The organism is Enterococcus sp. DIV1368b, assembly GCF_050529595.1.
GTDB lineage: Bacteria > Bacillota > Bacilli > Lactobacillales > Enterococcaceae > Enterococcus_B > Enterococcus_B mundtii.
On the sequence record NZ_CP172883.1, the window covers coordinates 980,417 to 996,250 of the forward strand.

Annotated in this window: 20 protein-coding genes; all 20 read left to right on the top strand. The window is 39.6% G+C overall.

Translation table 11 applies throughout. The annotated features are described in order from the left end of the window. Positions 1 to 10: 10 nt before the first annotated feature. The 20 genes from fabD (at position 11) to rsfS (ending at position 15,834) form a co-directional block, all read left to right on the top strand. Positions 11 to 931, top strand: coding sequence for an ACP S-malonyltransferase (gene fabD / locus IGJ19_RS04610; protein ID WP_142432973.1), 921 nt, complete (start codon positions 11 to 13; stop codon positions 929 to 931). A 10-nt stretch (positions 932 to 941) separates the two neighbouring features. Continuing rightward, on the top strand, positions 942 to 1,679 hold the full coding sequence (gene fabG, locus IGJ19_RS04615; RefSeq protein WP_010735875.1) for a 3-oxoacyl-[acyl-carrier-protein] reductase: 738 nt from the start codon (positions 942 to 944) through the stop codon (positions 1,677 to 1,679). Positions 1,680 to 1,691: 12 nt separating this feature from the next. Continuing rightward, the gene (gene fabF, locus IGJ19_RS04620; RefSeq protein ID WP_108144141.1) at positions 1,692 to 2,927 is read left to right on the top strand and encodes a beta-ketoacyl-ACP synthase II; all 1,236 of its coding nucleotides are present in this window, start codon (positions 1,692 to 1,694) and stop codon (positions 2,925 to 2,927) included. A 2-nt stretch (positions 2,928 to 2,929) separates the two neighbouring features. Then, positions 2,930 to 3,409 carry an acetyl-CoA carboxylase biotin carboxyl carrier protein gene (gene accB / locus IGJ19_RS04625; RefSeq protein WP_308726886.1) on the top strand — a complete coding sequence of 160 codons (480 nt, stop codon included), beginning with the start codon at positions 2,930 to 2,932 and terminating at the stop codon, positions 3,407 to 3,409. Positions 3,410 to 3,428: 19 nt separating this feature from the next. Beyond that, complete coding sequence (gene fabZ / locus IGJ19_RS04630) at positions 3,429 to 3,848, top strand: 3-hydroxyacyl-ACP dehydratase FabZ (protein WP_010735872.1); 420 nt, start codon at positions 3,429 to 3,431, stop codon at positions 3,846 to 3,848. Between the two features lie 7 nt (positions 3,849 to 3,855). Next, positions 3,856 to 5,235 (top strand): acetyl-CoA carboxylase biotin carboxylase subunit, encoded by a 1,380-nt coding sequence (locus IGJ19_RS04635; protein ID WP_142432974.1) that lies wholly within the window; start codon positions 3,856 to 3,858, stop codon positions 5,233 to 5,235. Position 5,236: 1 nt separating this feature from the next. Next, a complete protein-coding gene (gene accD, locus IGJ19_RS04640) occupies positions 5,237 to 6,106 on the top strand; it encodes an acetyl-CoA carboxylase, carboxyltransferase subunit beta (RefSeq protein ID WP_062805459.1) in 870 nt (289 codons plus the stop codon). Next, positions 6,099 to 6,884, top strand: coding sequence for an acetyl-CoA carboxylase carboxyl transferase subunit alpha (locus IGJ19_RS04645; protein WP_142432975.1), 786 nt, complete (start codon positions 6,099 to 6,101; stop codon positions 6,882 to 6,884). The genes accD and IGJ19_RS04645 overlap by 8 nt, the downstream gene beginning before the upstream one ends. A gap of 359 nt (positions 6,885 to 7,243) precedes the next feature. Beyond that, a complete protein-coding gene (locus IGJ19_RS04650) occupies positions 7,244 to 7,417 on the top strand; it encodes a hypothetical protein (protein ID WP_430604442.1) in 174 nt (57 codons plus the stop codon). Between the two features lie 466 nt (positions 7,418 to 7,883). Continuing rightward, on the top strand, positions 7,884 to 8,477 hold the full coding sequence (locus tag IGJ19_RS04655; RefSeq protein ID WP_071866004.1) for a type IV toxin-antitoxin system AbiEi family antitoxin domain-containing protein: 594 nt from the start codon (positions 7,884 to 7,886) through the stop codon (positions 8,475 to 8,477). A 12-nt stretch (positions 8,478 to 8,489) separates the two neighbouring features. After that, positions 8,490 to 9,347, top strand: coding sequence for a nucleotidyl transferase AbiEii/AbiGii toxin family protein (locus IGJ19_RS04660; protein WP_272018248.1), 858 nt, complete (start codon positions 8,490 to 8,492; stop codon positions 9,345 to 9,347). Between the two features lie 330 nt (positions 9,348 to 9,677). Further along, positions 9,678 to 10,496, top strand: coding sequence for a transporter substrate-binding domain-containing protein (locus IGJ19_RS04665; RefSeq protein ID WP_074799755.1), 819 nt, complete (start codon positions 9,678 to 9,680; stop codon positions 10,494 to 10,496). An 11-nt stretch (positions 10,497 to 10,507) separates the two neighbouring features. Further along, positions 10,508 to 11,197 (top strand): amino acid ABC transporter permease, encoded by a 690-nt coding sequence (locus IGJ19_RS04670; protein ID WP_074799754.1) that lies wholly within the window; start codon positions 10,508 to 10,510, stop codon positions 11,195 to 11,197. Positions 11,198 to 11,210: 13 nt separating this feature from the next. After that, positions 11,211 to 11,945 carry an amino acid ABC transporter ATP-binding protein gene (locus IGJ19_RS04675; protein WP_071866008.1) on the top strand — a complete coding sequence of 245 codons (735 nt, stop codon included), beginning with the start codon at positions 11,211 to 11,213 and terminating at the stop codon, positions 11,943 to 11,945. 316 nt (positions 11,946 to 12,261) lie between these two features. Then, complete coding sequence (locus IGJ19_RS04680; RefSeq protein WP_010735865.1) at positions 12,262 to 12,789, top strand: YqeG family HAD IIIA-type phosphatase; 528 nt, start codon at positions 12,262 to 12,264, stop codon at positions 12,787 to 12,789. After that, positions 12,786 to 13,895 carry a ribosome biogenesis GTPase YqeH gene (yqeH, locus tag IGJ19_RS04685; protein ID WP_071866009.1) on the top strand — a complete coding sequence of 370 codons (1,110 nt, stop codon included), beginning with the start codon at positions 12,786 to 12,788 and terminating at the stop codon, positions 13,893 to 13,895. Before IGJ19_RS04680 ends, yqeH begins: the two co-directional genes overlap by 4 nt. 15 nt (positions 13,896 to 13,910) lie before the next feature. Next, positions 13,911 to 14,222, top strand: coding sequence for a ribosome assembly RNA-binding protein YhbY (yhbY, locus tag IGJ19_RS04690; protein ID WP_019724120.1), 312 nt, complete (start codon positions 13,911 to 13,913; stop codon positions 14,220 to 14,222). A gap of 12 nt (positions 14,223 to 14,234) precedes the next feature. Then, on the top strand, positions 14,235 to 14,882 hold the full coding sequence (locus tag IGJ19_RS04695; RefSeq protein ID WP_010735862.1) for a nicotinate-nucleotide adenylyltransferase: 648 nt from the start codon (positions 14,235 to 14,237) through the stop codon (positions 14,880 to 14,882). Beyond that, on the top strand, positions 14,872 to 15,456 hold the full coding sequence (gene yqeK / locus IGJ19_RS04700) for a bis(5'-nucleosyl)-tetraphosphatase (symmetrical) YqeK (RefSeq protein WP_023519420.1): 585 nt from the start codon (positions 14,872 to 14,874) through the stop codon (positions 15,454 to 15,456). Before IGJ19_RS04695 ends, yqeK begins: the two co-directional genes overlap by 11 nt. A gap of 24 nt (positions 15,457 to 15,480) precedes the next feature. Further along, on the top strand, positions 15,481 to 15,834 hold the full coding sequence (rsfS, locus tag IGJ19_RS04705) for a ribosome silencing factor (protein WP_034688417.1): 354 nt from the start codon (positions 15,481 to 15,483) through the stop codon (positions 15,832 to 15,834).

Consider the following 15,834-nt stretch of genomic DNA (forward strand, 5'->3'; position numbering starts at 1 on the left):
GGAGACTATGATGAAAACAGCATTTTTATTTAGCGGACAAGGTGCACAATACCAAGGAATGGGTCAAGACCTCTACCATGAACCCATCGTGAAACAGACTTTTGATGAAGCTAGTCAGATCTTGGGCTATGATATGGCGGAGCTTTGTTTTTCAACAAATGAACGTTTGGATCAAACGATCTATACGCAGCCGGCTATTTTGACTGTCAGCATTGCGTTCTATCGTTTGCTGAAAGAACATGGGATCACTCCTCAAGCCGTTTTAGGGCTTAGTTTAGGTGAGTATTCTGCTTTAGTAGCCAGTGGTGCGCTCTCCTTTAGTGAAGCAGTCGCATTGGTCGAAAAAAGAGGCACGTTTATGACAGACGCTGCACCTACCGGTAGTGGGAAAATGGTAGCTGTGATGAATGCACCGGTAGATGTTATCGAGAGCTGTTGTAAGCAGGCGGAAGAAATGGGGATCGTTTCCCCTGCAAATTACAATACACCCCAGCAAATCGTCATCGGAGGCGAAGAAAAAGCAGTGGATCAAGCGGTAGCACTATTACAAGAACAAGGAATCAAACGAATGATCCCCCTTAATGTAAGCGGCCCTTTCCACACAGCAATCTTGGAACCTGCTGCTAAACAATTAGCAGAAGAACTAAGCAAGATAGATTTTTCAGAACCTGAGATACCAGTGATCAGCAACACCACGACAGAGATCATGATGAAAGAAAGAATCCCAAGTTTACTTGAACAACAAGTGATGAAACCCGTTCGTTTTTACGAAAGTATCGAAAAACTTAAAGATTTAGGGATCGACCAAGTGGTCGAAGTCGGGCCTGGTAAAGTATTGAGCGGCTTTATGAAAAAAATCGACAAATCGATAGCAGTCGTACGCGTTGAGAATCAACAAACATTTGAAGAAACAATCAATCTATTGTCATAGGAGGCAAGTTATGGACGTAACTGGAAAAAATGTATTTATTACAGGCAGTACACGAGGAATTGGTGAAGCAATCGCTTTAGCATTTGCCAAAGCAGGGGCAAACATCTTCTTAAATGGTCGTGGAGAGATCCCAGCCGAAAAAATCAATGCGATCAAAGCGCATGGGGTTGAATGCGTAGGGATCTCAGGTGATATCTCCGATTATGATAAAGCAGGAGAGATGATCAAAGAAGCAGAACAGCAGTTAGGTTCTGTCGATATCTTGGTCAATAATGCAGGAGTTACGAATGATAAACTTGTCTTACGCATGGATGCAGATGATTTCAAAAAATGTTTGGATATCAATTTAACAGGAACTTTCAACATGACACAGCATGTGTTGAAAAAAATGATGAAAAAAAGAGAAGGCGCGATCATCAATCTTTCAAGTGTTTCAGGATTGATCGGTAACTTGGGTCAAGCCAATTATGCAGCAAGTAAAGCAGGAGTTGTCGGTTTTACTAAATCTGTGGCAAGAGAAGTTGCCACACGAGGAATCACCTGTAATGTGATTGCTCCAGGTTTTGTCACTACAGATATGACAGATGTTTTATCCGAAAAAGTAAGAGAACAAGCAGAAAAACAAATTCCAATGCAACGTTTTGGCCAAGTGGAAGATATTGCGGAAGCCGCATTGTTCTTAGCGAAAAGTTCGTATATCACAGGTCAAGTCATCAATGTTGACGGCGGATTGGTCATGCACGGATAGGGAGGAAAATTTATGAATCGAGTAGTAATTACAGGTTATGGAGTCACTTCACCGATCGGTAACGATGCAGATAGTTTTTTAGCTAGTTTAAAAGCTGGGACAAATGGCATTGCACCGATCACAAAATTTGATGCAACAGATACAGGGATCACTTTAGCAGGTGAAGTAAAAGACTTTCCTTTTGATAAATACTTTGTAAAAAAAGATAGCAAACGTATGGATATGTTTTCAATCTACGGCATTTATGCTGCAATGGAAGCATTGACGATGAGTGGGATCGAAAAAGAAGCGATCAACCAAGACCGTTTTGGCGTGATCGTTGGCTCGGGGATCGGTGGTTTACCAACCATCGAAAGTCAAGTCATCCGTATGCACGACAAAGGAGCAAATCGGGTATCACCAATGTTCGTTCCAATGTCGATCGCTAACATGGCAGCTGGTAATATTGCGTTGCGTGTAGGTGCAAAAGGCATTTGTACGTCGATCGTGACCGCTTGTGCCAGTGGAACGAATGCCATTGGTGAAGCATTCCGCAACATCAAACATGGTTATTCCGATATCATCCTTGCAGGTGGAACAGAAGCAACGATCTGTGAAATGGGGATCGCCGGATTTGCGGCACTGACTGCTTTATCAACATCAACAGACCCTGAACGTGGTTCAATTCCATTTGATGAAGGCCGTAATGGTTTTGTCATGGGAGAAGGGGCAGGAGTATTAGTCCTTGAATCACTGGAACATGCACAAGCACGTGGCGCAAAAATTTATGGTGAAGTCGTGGGTTACGGCTCAAATTGTGATGCTTACCATATGACAGCTCCAACACCAGATGGTTCTGGTGCATCAAAAGCAATGAAATTGGCGATGGAAGAAGCCGGGATCGATGCAAAAGAAGTGGGCTATATCAACGCACACGGAACAAGTACACCAGCAAACGACCAAGCAGAAGCAAAAGCGATCCAAATTGCTTTAGGAGATTCTTTCAAAGAAACCTATGTCAGCAGTACGAAATCAATGACTGGACACTTATTAGGTGCTGCAGGTGGGATTGAGGCGCTTGCCACTTTGATGGCGTTAGAGCATCAGTTTATTCCACCAAACATCAATGTTGAAAAACAAGATCCTGAAATCGATCTGAACGTTGTGATCAATGAAAGCAAACCAGCTGAACTGTCTTATGCCATGAGTAATTCACTAGGATTTGGTGGACATAATGCTGTACTATGTATGAAACGCTGGGAGGAATAATGTTGAAGATCAATGAAATCAAAGAATTAGTCAGTCAATTTGATCAGTCAACTTTAACAGAATTTGACTTGAAAGACGGACAATTTGAATTATATATGAATAAAAATGAAATGAGTCGGGGAATGGGACAAACAGTACCAACAACGAGTGCTTCTGAACCACAACCTCAACAAGTTGTACCGGCTTTACCAAAAGAAGAAAGCCATGCTGTTCAACCAGAAGCAGTTGCGCCGACAATTGATGGGACTGAAGTGAAATCACCAATCGTTGGAATCGTTTATCTACAACCGTCTCCTGACAAGCCAGCATTCAAAAAAGTAGGAGACAAAGTCGCTAAGGGCGAAGTGATCTGTATCATCGAAGCAATGAAATTGATGAACGAAGTAACTAGTGATGTCGATGGTGAGATCGTTGCGATCTTGATCGACAATGAAGAAGTCGTAGAATACGGACAACCACTCTTTATCATCCAACCAAATTAAGCCAAGGAGAACCAGACCTATGAATATACAAGAAATCAAAGAAATCATCCCTCATCGCTATCCGCTGTTGCTGATTGATCGAGTGGAAGAAATCGTCGAAGGCGAACGGATCGTTGCTAAAAAAAATGTGACGATCAATGAACCTTTTTTCCAAGGACATTTTCCAGAAGAACCTGTGATGCCGGGGGTATTGATCGTAGAAGCGATGGCCCAAGCAGGAGCAGTGGCCCTATTATCATTGGAACAGTTCAAAGGAAAAACGGCTTACTTTGGCGGATTAGATAAAGCGAAGTTTCGTAAAAAAGTGACTCCTGGAGATACGTTGATATTAGAAGTGGAAATCACTAAAATCAAGTCTTCTGCAGGAATAGGCAAAGGAATTGCAAAAGTGGACGGCAAAAAAGTTGCTGAAGCTGAATTAACCTTTATGATTGGATAGGTGAGTTATGTTTTCAAAAGTCTTGATAGCAAATCGCGGCGAAATAGCCGTACGGATCATTCGTGCCTGCCGTGAGCTTGGAATCCAAACCGTTGCGGTCTATTCTGAAGCGGATGCGGAGGCATTACACACACAATTAGCAGACGAAGCCGTCTGCATCGGTCCTGCAAGAGCAACAGATTCCTATTTGAATGTACAAGCAGTTCTAAGTGCAGCCATCGTTACAAAAGCAGAAGCAATCCATCCTGGATTTGGATTCTTATCTGAGAACAGTCGATTTGCTTCGATGTGTGAAGAATGTAATATCGTCTTTATTGGACCTAAAAGCAAAACGATCGATGATATGGGGAATAAAATCAACGCACGTCAGTTGATGCAACAAGCAGATGTTCCTGTGATCCCAGGTAGTGATGGTGTGCTATCGACTGTTGAAGAAGCACTGGAAGTGGCAGAGAAAATCGGCTATCCAGTGATGCTCAAAGCCGCTGCTGGTGGTGGCGGTAAAGGAATCCGCAAAGTTTTGTCAAAAGAAGAATTACCACAACATTTTTCATCCGCCCAACAAGAGGCAGCAGCAGCTTTTGGTAACGATGATATGTATTTGGAAAAAATCATTTATCCCGCAAGACATATTGAAGTGCAAATATTAGGTGATCAATTTGGTCATGTTCTGCATCTAGGTGAACGTGATTGTTCCTTACAACGGAATAATCAAAAAGTCTTAGAAGAGTCACCATCTGTTGTGATCTCTGAGGAAAAACGAAATCACTTAGGTGCAGCAGCTGTCAGAGCAGCAAAGGCAGTGAACTATGAAAATGCAGGAACGATCGAATTCTTAATGGATGAATCCGGTGATTTTTATTTTATGGAAATGAACACCCGCATCCAAGTCGAGCATCCAGTAACTGAAATGGTCACAAATATCGATCTTGTCAAAAAACAAATCGAGGTTGCGGCTGGACGACCATTAGAGATCCAACAAGAAGAGATCATTTTCCAAGGTCATGCGATCGAATGCCGGATCAATGCAGAAAATCCAGCATTTCATTTCGCGCCTTCACCAGGTAAAATCAATAATTTGTTGCTGCCAGCTGGTGGTATGGGATTAAGGGTCGACAGTGCGGTTTATTCAGGTTACACGATTCCGCCTTATTATGATTCAATGATTGCTAAGGTCATCGTACATGGCGATACACGTTTCGATGCGTTGATGAAAATGCAACGGGCATTGAGCGAGATCGTGACAGATGGCGTGATCACGAATGCTGAATTCCAAATGGATCTGATCAGTCACCCTGCAGTGATTGCTGGTGATTACAGTACCGCATTCTTACAAGAAGAGTTTTTACCAAATTGGATTCCCGAGACGGAGATAGGAGACGAATAAGATGGCTTTATTCAAAAAGAAAAAATACATTCGAATCAATCCTAATCGAGAAATCAAGCCAACGAATGCACCATCGGTCCCTGACAATATGTGGGCGAAATGCCCAAATTGTAAACATATCATCTACACAAAAGATATCGGGGAAGAAAAAGTATGTCCACACTGTAGTTATAACTTTAGGATCGGCGCATGGCAGCGATTAGCGTTGATCATTGATGAGAAAAGTTTAGAGGAATGGGATACGGATCTAGTTACAAAAGATCCCCTTGATTTTCCTGATTATCAAGAAAAGATCGGCAAGATGCAAGAAAAGACTGGCTTACATGAAGCAGTTCTAACTGGTCAAGCGACTATTAAAGGTATTCCTTTTGCTATTGGTGTCATGGACCCTAATTTTATCATGGGAAGTATGGGCACGATCGTAGGGGAAAAGATCACACGCTTGTTTGAACGTGCGGCGAGTAAAAAATTACCCGTCGTATTGTTCACTGCTTCAGGAGGAGCTCGGATGCAAGAAGGGATTTTCTCTCTCATGCAAATGGCCAAAATCTCCGCAGCGGTCAAACGTCATAGCAATAAACAGCTATTTTATTTGACTGTCTTAACAGATCCGACGACAGGTGGTGTTACCGCCAGCTTTGCGATGGAAGGGGATATCATCTTAGCTGAACCGCAAAGTTTGATCGGCTTTGCTGGCCGCCGAGTGATTGAACAAACGATCAAACAAGAACTACCAGAAGATTTCCAAAAAGCAGAATTTTTACTGGAACATGGCTTTGTGGATCAAATCGTTCCAAGAAAAGAACTCAAGGACACGATCCATCAATTATTAGAATTGCATACGCAGAAAGGATGGATCAACCATGAATAAAACTGCTCATGATATCGTCCAACTGGCACGGGCAAAAGATCGTTGGACAAGTCTTGATTTTTTTGAAATGATTTTTGAAGGCTTCCAAGAGTTTCATGGTGATCGCTTATTTGGTGATGATGAAGCGATTGTCGGAGGTGTGGCAAAACTAGCCGGAAAACCTGTGACCGTCATTGGCATCCAAAAAGGCCGCGACTTGCAAGAAAATATTCGCCGGAATTTTGGTTCACCTCATCCAGAAGGTTACCGTAAAGCACTGCGTTTAATGAAACAAGCAGAAAAATTCAATCGTCCGGTCATCACGTTGATCAACACTGCAGGTGCCTATTGTGGGATCGGTGCAGAAGAACGTGGCGAAGGGGAAGCGATTGCCCGTAATCTATTGGAAATGTCTGATTTGAAGGTACCGATCATCAGTATCATTATTGGTGAAGGCGGTAGTGGCGGGGCATTAGCCTTGGCATTAGCCGATGAAGTCTGGATGTTGGAACAAACGATCTATGCTGTTTTATCACCAGAAGGCTTTGCTTCGATTCTTTGGAAAGACGGCAGCCGAGCAGCCGAAGCCGCTGAATTGATGAAAGTCGCTGCTGGTGAATTATTAGAGTTAGACGTCATTGATCGAGTGATCCCCGAAACATTCAATGGAGAACCTTTAGGCAAAGAAAAAGTTGCGCGTATGATGCAAAAAGCATTGATCGAAAAACTGACCGAACTCTGTCAGAAACCAACCGAAGAATTGATCGAACAACGCTACCAACGTTTTCGTAAATATTAAGAAGATTTTTTGATTTAACTGTAGAGAGTTTACTCTACAGTTTTTTCTGATTTATCATATGAAGGTATAGTAATTGGTTTATGATTTGTATATTTAACGTGATTATATGCATGATTTACTAGTTAAAAAAAGAAATAAATTAGGAAAAACATATATTTTTTTGATAATAACTTGTTTTTATACTTATTTTACGAGTTAAATGATAAAACAAGTAGTTGTATGGGTGGTTAGATAATGTGTTCTAATTTAGATGGACTTTTTATTGTTGATGAAATAATTGCAAATAAAAAAATGAATGATTTTTAACATCTGATTTTACAACCGCAGAACAAGACTTAAAAACGACTGAACTTTTTCAAATGTTTGTTAAAGAAATCAAATATGTAACAGTCGAAGTCAATCAGGAGAAGAAAACGACAACATTAGTCGGAAAGGATTATCGAAAAGAATTATCTTGGATAGATGAAACGGGGAATCGCTTAGCTGACATACATAAGATTGAATATAGTTTTGTGTCAGGGAATGAGGAATAGTTGAGTAAAGGAATAGCCTTAAAAAACGATGCTTCTTGCATAATGATTATTGAAGTAGAGGAATTTCAGAATAATTTGAACAGAAAGAAGGGGGGCACCATCTTTTCCCTGTTCTTTTAATTGATTAAAAATATTTTTCTGTACCGAATCAGGATTTTTGATTTGAAATTTTAAAAGTTGTTGAAACCATAGGTATTTCTTTTTAGTGCTGGATATTGATACTTAACTATTTAAGTAGGCCATCTGAATAGTTATAGTGTAAGGCGTTCTTGGTGTGTGCATAAACTTGCTAACGTATCTTATCGTCTTGGTATAGCTTTCAGGAAGTTATATTATCCAGATATTCGCGAAACATCCATTACACAGTAATCGACCATTTGTTTCCCACATAAAGAATGCCTTGTTACAATTACACTATTATGATAAGTTTAATGTAGTGTATTTGTAACGTAAGTGAGGGGATTAAATGAAAGATAAGCTGAAAGAGTTGTTGCGTATTCGCGATGGAAATTTATCTATGAAGGAAGCTAGAAAATTAGGAATTTCAGCAACTACTGTACAAAGATTGGTGAATCAAGGAATTTTGATGAAAGTTGATCGTGGTTATTATGTAGAGACTGGTCATGGAATCGATGATTTATTTTGTCTTCAGCAACGATTTTCCAGAGGAATATTTTCTCATGAAACGACATTAGATATATATCAACTTTCTACAAACATGCCGAACTTCATTCATTTGACTTTTCCACATGGTTATAATGTGAATCGTTCAATTACGAAAGAGCAACAGTTACAATTTCATTTTGTGAAGAAGGAAGTATACGAGTTAGGGAAAGTGGAGGGCACTTCCTTTCAAGGAAATCCTATTATTATATACGATAAGGAACGAACTCTTTGTGATATTTGGAATCCGAGATATGAAATTGAATACGAAATGAAATTAGAAGCTTTAAAAGAGTACATGAGAGATCCTATGAGAGACCCAAGTAAATTAAGAGATTATATGACAAAACTACATGTAGAAAAAGAAATGAAATATCATATGCAGAGTTTGTATTGATGGAGAGAAAATATGACCCCTACACAATTTACAGCAAAAACAAGAAATCTTGCAAAAAGTATAGGATTAAATGCACAGTTAGTTCAAAGGCATTTTATGATGGATCGCTTAGTTGAACAAATCTCTGAATCGAAGTATAAAAATGACTTTATTTTGAAAGGTGGTTTTCTATTAGGTTCAAAATATGGAATTGATAGAAGAACAACAATTGATATTGATACGACATTTAGAAATAGTAAATTAACTAAAGAAAAATTGAAGAACATCTTTAATGAATTAACTAGTAAACCTACGAAAGAGGGAATTGTTTTCTCTGTTCAAGAGATTAAAGAGACAAGGGAAATTGATTTTTATCCTGGGTTTCAAATTAAAGTGATTGCTCATTTAGAAAAAATACGTGTCCCATTTAAATTGGATGTAACAACAGGAGATTCTATTTATCCTGAAGTAGATATACATCATCATCAATTGATGTTTGAAGATAAAAAAGTAGAGATTCCAGCTTATCCAACAGAACAGATTATTGCAGAAAAGCTGAGTGCTACATTTAGCTTTGGGACAGACAATTCGAGATTGAAAGATTACTACGACCTATTTGCCATCCCAAAACTAGAAAATATTGATATGAAAGAGCTATATAAAAGTGTCCGAAATACATTTACAAAACGTGGAGACAACAAACCGTTATCTTTTTATTATGAAAGGGAAATCGAAAAAATAAAAGGGAGCGATTATTTGGAAAAACTATGGGACAAATATCGCTCAGTTAATTCTTTTGCGAATTCTATTTCATTTGCAGATACAGTTAACGGAGTTGCTTATCTAATGCAAAATGTAATCAAAATTGAAAATCAAGAAAGAAAACAATAGTTTACAAGAATTGAACAAATCAAGATGACATACGATATTAATTGTGTGATTTAGCGTAAATCAGCGGAACTAATGAGCTTGGTACAGAGGTGTTTGGCCTTGAAAAACAAAGTAAAATAGACTGAAAATCAAATAAAAAAAGCTGAGACTTGGTTTTCAGCTTTTTTTCATTTCTTCCCTTGAAATATTAAAATAAATATTCTTAATTCGTGATTATTATTCATCATTAAAGCATAAAAGTGAAATAAAATAAATAAATATACAAAAAATGATTTATTTTTGAAATTTTCATGCTATAATGACAGAACAAAATGAATAAGGGGCGAGATAATGAAAAAGATTTCAGGAATTATTTTATTTTTAGTTACAACATTTGCATTAGGAGCGTGTGGTAATGGGGATGCAGCAGAATCAAACGATCAATTGGCAGAAATCAAGGAAAGTGGTGTATTGAAAGTAGCAACATCTGCTGATTATGCGCCGTTTGAATTTCATACGATCGTCGATGGGAAAGATCAAATCGTCGGATCAGACATTGATTTAGCAAATGCCATTGCAGATGAACTTGGTGTGAAACTGGAGCTTTCAGATATGAGTTTCAATACAGTGTTAGCCTCTTTAAAAGAAGGAAAAGTCGATGTAGCGATTTCAGCAATTTCAGCGACCGCAGAACGGAAAGAACAATTTGATTTCACCGATAATTACTACAATCCGCCACAAGTTCTCGTGATCAATAAAAAAGATGAAGACACGTTAACAAGCATTGATCGCTTGGCAGGTAAAAGCTTAGGGGCGCAAAAAGGCTCGATCCAAGAAGCAGTGATCAACGAACAAATCAAAGAAGCTAAAGTAGTCACGATCGATAAAGTACCAAATATGGTGATCGAGATCAATCAAGGTTCGCTGGATGGCATGGTCGTTGAACAAACGATTGCCGAAGCATATATCGCTCAAAATCCCAACTTGATGATTGCAGATATTCCTTTAGAACAATCAGACGATGAAGCTTTTGCTATTGCCTTACCAAAAGGGAGTACAGAATTACAAGAAGAGTTGAATAAAATTATCAAAAAACTAAGTGATGAGGAAAAAATCGATGAATTCATCAAAAAAAATCATGAACTAGCTGAACAAACAGCGACAGAATAGAGGGACGCAGTGTGAATTTTTCGTTTTTAGATAAGTACTTACCTTATTTTTTATCCGGCGCGGTCGTTACGATCGTCATTTCGATCTTGACTGTCATCTTTGGTACAATGATCGGCTTAGCCATGGCATTATTGAAGCGCTCAAAGATCAAGCCTTTGAATTGGTTAGCTAATAGTTATATCGAATTATTAAGAGGCACACCGATGTTATTGCAGATCATGATCGGATTCATCTTATTGCAACGTTTCTTTCCAGCGGTGGATTGGTCCGTGGGGATTTTAACGATCGACTTAGGGCGTTTGATACCAGGAATCATCGTATTATCACTGAACTCTGGGGCGTATGTTGCTGAAATCATCCGTGGAGGAATTGCGGCTGTTGATATGGGACAAACAGAAGCTTCGTATTCACTAGGCTTACGTCCTGTACAGGCGATGCGTTATGTCATTTTCCCACAAGCGTTGAGAAATATTTTGCCACCATTAGGAAATGAGTTTGTCACGTTGATCAAAGATTCTTCTTTACTGACAGTGATCGGTATCAATGAATTGATGGGATCTGCTCAAATCGTTATCTCAAACTCCTATATCCCATTGGAACCTTATTTTATTGCCGCAGGGTTATACTTCGTTATGACCTTTGTAACATCGCGGTTGTTGAGTAGTTGGGAGAAAAAACTCGGAAAAGGGTATCAACGTTAGGAGAGAATGTCGTATGGAAAAATCAATAGTATCGATCAAACAGCTAAGTAAATCATTTGCAGAAACAGAAGTATTGAAAGGAATTACTACGACCATTTCCGCCGGGGAGGTCGTGGTGATCATCGGTCCTTCAGGTTCAGGAAAAAGTACGTTTCTCCGTTGTTTGAATCTACTCGAATCCCCTACAGCTGGTACGGTGGAGTTTGAGGGAACGGATATCACACACAAGCAACACGATATTTTTAAAACAAGAGAAAAAATGGGCATGGTTTTTCAACAGTTCAATCTATTTCCCAATATGACAGTATTAGAAAATATCACCTTATCACCAATCAAAGTGAAAAAAATGCCTAAGAAAGAAGCCGAGGCGATCGCTTTGGAATTATTGGCAAAAGTTGGCTTGTCAGATAAAGCCACCGCCTATCCTTACTCTTTATCAGGTGGACAGCAGCAACGGATAGCGATTGCCCGAGCGTTGGCAATGCAACCAGACGTCATGTTGTTCGATGAGCCCACTTCGGCACTTGATCCAGAAATGGTGGGTGAAGTACTCTCGGTTATGTTGCAATTGGCACAAGAAGGGATGACGATGGTCATTGTCACTCATGAAATCGGCTTTGCGAAAGAAGTGGGTGATCGAATCATCTTTATGGATCAAGGACAGATCGTGGAAGAGGGGACACCTAGTGAAGTGCTGGAGCGGACGAGCCAGCCTCGGACCATCGATTTTTTGGCCAAAGTACTGTAGTAAAAATTAAGATATAAGGAATGGCGCTCTTTTTCCAACATTACCTATGGATAGTGATTTCAGTTCTTTAGGTTTTTCTAAAATTGTATGAATGATGTTCCAAAAGTAACTCTTTCAGTAATAAGCAACCAACTCCAGAAATAGAAGAATCTATTTTATGAGCTGGTTGCTTATTTTTTGGAGTTGGTTTCTTCTGTTATTCCCTCCATTAAAAGGTTTAATGTATAGAGGTAGTTTTTTTTTAGATTTTACAGTATAATATGGGGTTGAGGAGTACATATCGTGCTCCTTCATTTTTTGCAGATGAGGAGACAACATGTTTTCAAATTATAAACCTACATGGATGGTAGAAGCCGTCTATAAAATTACCCCTGCACAACTGAAAAAACTAGGGATCAAAGCCGTCTTGACGGACCTTGATAATACACTGATTGCTTGGAATAATCCAGATGGAACGGAAGAATTGTTCACTTGGATTTTAGAAATGAGAAATGCGGGCATACCAGTAGTCGTTGTTTCTAACAACAACTCAGAACGCGTAGCTCGTGCAGTTAAAAAATTTGAGCTACTTTATGTTGCAAGAGCGTTGAAGCCTTTGCCAGTGGGAATCAATAAAGCAAAAAAAATGTTGGATCTGGCAGATGAAGAGATCATCATGATCGGTGATCAGATCATGACCGATATTCGTGGCGCGAATAGTGCCGGTATCCGTAGTGTCTTAGTTAAACCAATCATTGAAACTGATAGTTGGAAGACGAAATTCAATCGGTTCTGGGAACGTAAGATCATGAGTTATTTAGTAAAGAAACATCCAGATATGGATTGGCGAGGTGGCATTGAATGAACGAAGAATTGCAATGTATCGGTTGTGGCGTGATGATCCAAACAGAATATCCTGATGAATTAGGCTATACACCAAAAGCAGCACTCGAAAAAGGGTTAGCAACAGGGGATGTTTATTGTCAACGTTGTTTCCGTTTGAGACATTATAATGAGATCCAAGATGTATCATTGACAGATGATGATTTCTTGCGATTACTAAATGAATTAGGACAAAAAGACGCATTGATCGTCAATGTGGTTGATATCTTTGATTTCAACGGCTCACTGATTCCTGGTTTACATCGTTTTGTCGGCAATAATCCTGTTCTTTTGGTAGGAAATAAAGTCGATATTTTACCTAAATCATTGAAAAAATCAAAAATGATCCAATGGATGAATGAGCGTGCCCATGAAGCAGGGCTAAGACCTGTTGAGGTGTTGTTGACAAGCGCAAAAAAAGCACCTGAAATGACAACACTTCTAGAGAAAATCGAAAAATATCGTGAGGGTCGAGATGTATATATCGTTGGTGTGACGAATGTCGGAAAATCGACATTGATCAATCAGATCATCAAAAATACGGCAGGTGTCCAAGAAGTGATCACGACTTCGCAGTTCCCAGGAACAACGTTAGACAAAATCGAGATCCCATTGGATGATGGCCAATTTTTGATCGATACACCAGGAATTATCCATCGTCATCAAATGGCCCACTATTTAGGCAAAAAAGACTTACGTATCATCGCACCGACAAAGGAAATCAAGCCTAAGGTGTATCAGCTGAATGAAGGTCAAACGCTTTTCCTTGGAGGATTAGCTCGATTCGACTTTATCAGTGGCAAACGAGGTTCATTTATTGCTTATGTATCAAATGATGTCAATTTACATCGGACAAAATTAGAAAAAGCCGATGCTTTTTATGAAAAACATGTAGGCGGCTTATTGCAACCACCACGTCCGAATGAAGTCAGTGAATTCCCTGAACTTGTTCGCTTTGAGTTTTCTGTAAAAGAAAAGACAGATATCGTCTTTGCAGGACTAGGCTGGATCACGGTAACGGAACCAGCAGTCATCGCAGGCTGGGCGCCAAAAGGGGTACATGTGTTAAGAAGAAAAGCACTGATTTAAGAAAGAAGGAAAAACATGAGTTTAAGAGGAAAGCAAAAACGATTTTTACGTAGTCAGGCACACCATCTACAACCGATTTTCCAAATCGGTAAAGGTGGGATCAATGAAGCGATGATCGTCCAAATCGAAGAAGCACTTGAAAAAAGAGAATTGATCAAAGTATCATTGTTGCAAAATACAGATGAAATCGCGGAAGATGTGGCACAAGTATTAGAACAAGCCATCGCATGTGAAGTGGTTCAGATCATCGGACGCGTGCTTGTTTTATACAAAGCATCATCTAAAGAGAAATACCAACGGATATCTAAAGAAGTACATGCAATCTAAGGAGTGACGAAGATGAAATCGCAAGCGAAATCCTTTGTTCGACCTCAAGTATTTCCAAAAGAAATGCCCCATCTTTATGAGAAAAGAAAACAGGTGGGGATCTTGGGCGGAACTTTCAATCCTGTGCATCTAGCCCATCTAGTGATGGCAGAACAAGCAGGACAGAATTTAGGACTAGACCATGTCTGTTTAATGCCTTCCTATCAACCACCTCATGTGGATGAAAAGCCAACTATACCGGCAGAACATCGCTTAAACATGCTGGAACTTGCGATCGAAGACAATCCTTTTCTAACGATTGAAACGATTGAAATCGAACGAGGCGGCAAAAGCTATACGTATGACACGATGAAGGCTTTGACTCAAAATAATCCTGATACGGACTACTATTTTATCATCGGCGGTGATATGGTCGAATATTTACCAAAGTGGTACAAAATCGACGAGTTATTGACAATGGTCCACTTTGTCGGTATCCATCGACGTGGGTATCAAGTGGAAACCCCGTATCCTGTGATCTGGGTCGATGTCCCTGAGATTGATCTAAGTTCGACAAAGATTCGTCAAAAAATTCAACAAGGTTGTTCCGTCCGTTATTTGATCCCAGATAAAGTCTTGGATTATATTCAGAAAGAAGGATTGTATCAACATGAATTATAGTACAGATTATACGGCCTATACTCGAGAAATTTTGATGCAAAAAGTCCAAATGAGAATGAGTGAACAGCGCTTCAAACATGTCTTGGGTGTAGAACAAACAGCTGTTGCACTTGCTGAAAGGTATGGTTGCTCGCCAGAAAAAGCGAGTATCGCCGCATTGACACATGATTATGCGAAAGAACGACCAGACGATGAGTTTATCTTATTCATCGAACGTGAGCAACTTGACCCAGAGTTATTAGCTTATGGAAATGCAATTTGGCACGGATTAGTCGGTGCATCATTTGTTGAACGAGAATTAGGCATCACTGATGAGGAGATCTTACAAGCAATCCGTCTCCATACGACAGGAGCTGCTGAGATGTCCTTACTCGATAAAGTCATCTATGTGGCTGACTATATCGAACCAGGACGTTCTTTTCCAGGTGTCAAAGAAGCCCGTGAGATTGCCATGATCGATTTAGATGAAGCAGTTGCATTCGAAACCAAACATACATTAGCACATTTGATTGCGCAAGAAAGCAAAATTTATCCAAAAACAATTGAAACATATAATCATTGGGTGGCAAAATAGCTGACCCATTAGGAGGAAATCATCATCGATAGTAAAGAACAATTAAAAATCGCTGTCCAAGCAGCAGATTCAAAACGTGCAGAAGATATTTTAGCTTTAGACGTCCGTAAAGTGTCGCTATTAGCTGACTACTTTATGATCTGTTCAGCAAACAGTGAACGTCAGATCAATGCCATCGTGGAAGAAATCATTGAAAAAGAAGAAGAAAGCAAATACGAAGTAAAACGCGTAGAAGGAAAAGAAGGCGGCAAATGGATTCTGATCGATCTAGGTGATTTGATCATCCATGTATTCCATGCCCCAGAACGTGGTTTTTATAATTTAGAGAAGTTATGGTCGGATGCGCCACTTGTCGATTTGACTGAATGGTTGGATTAG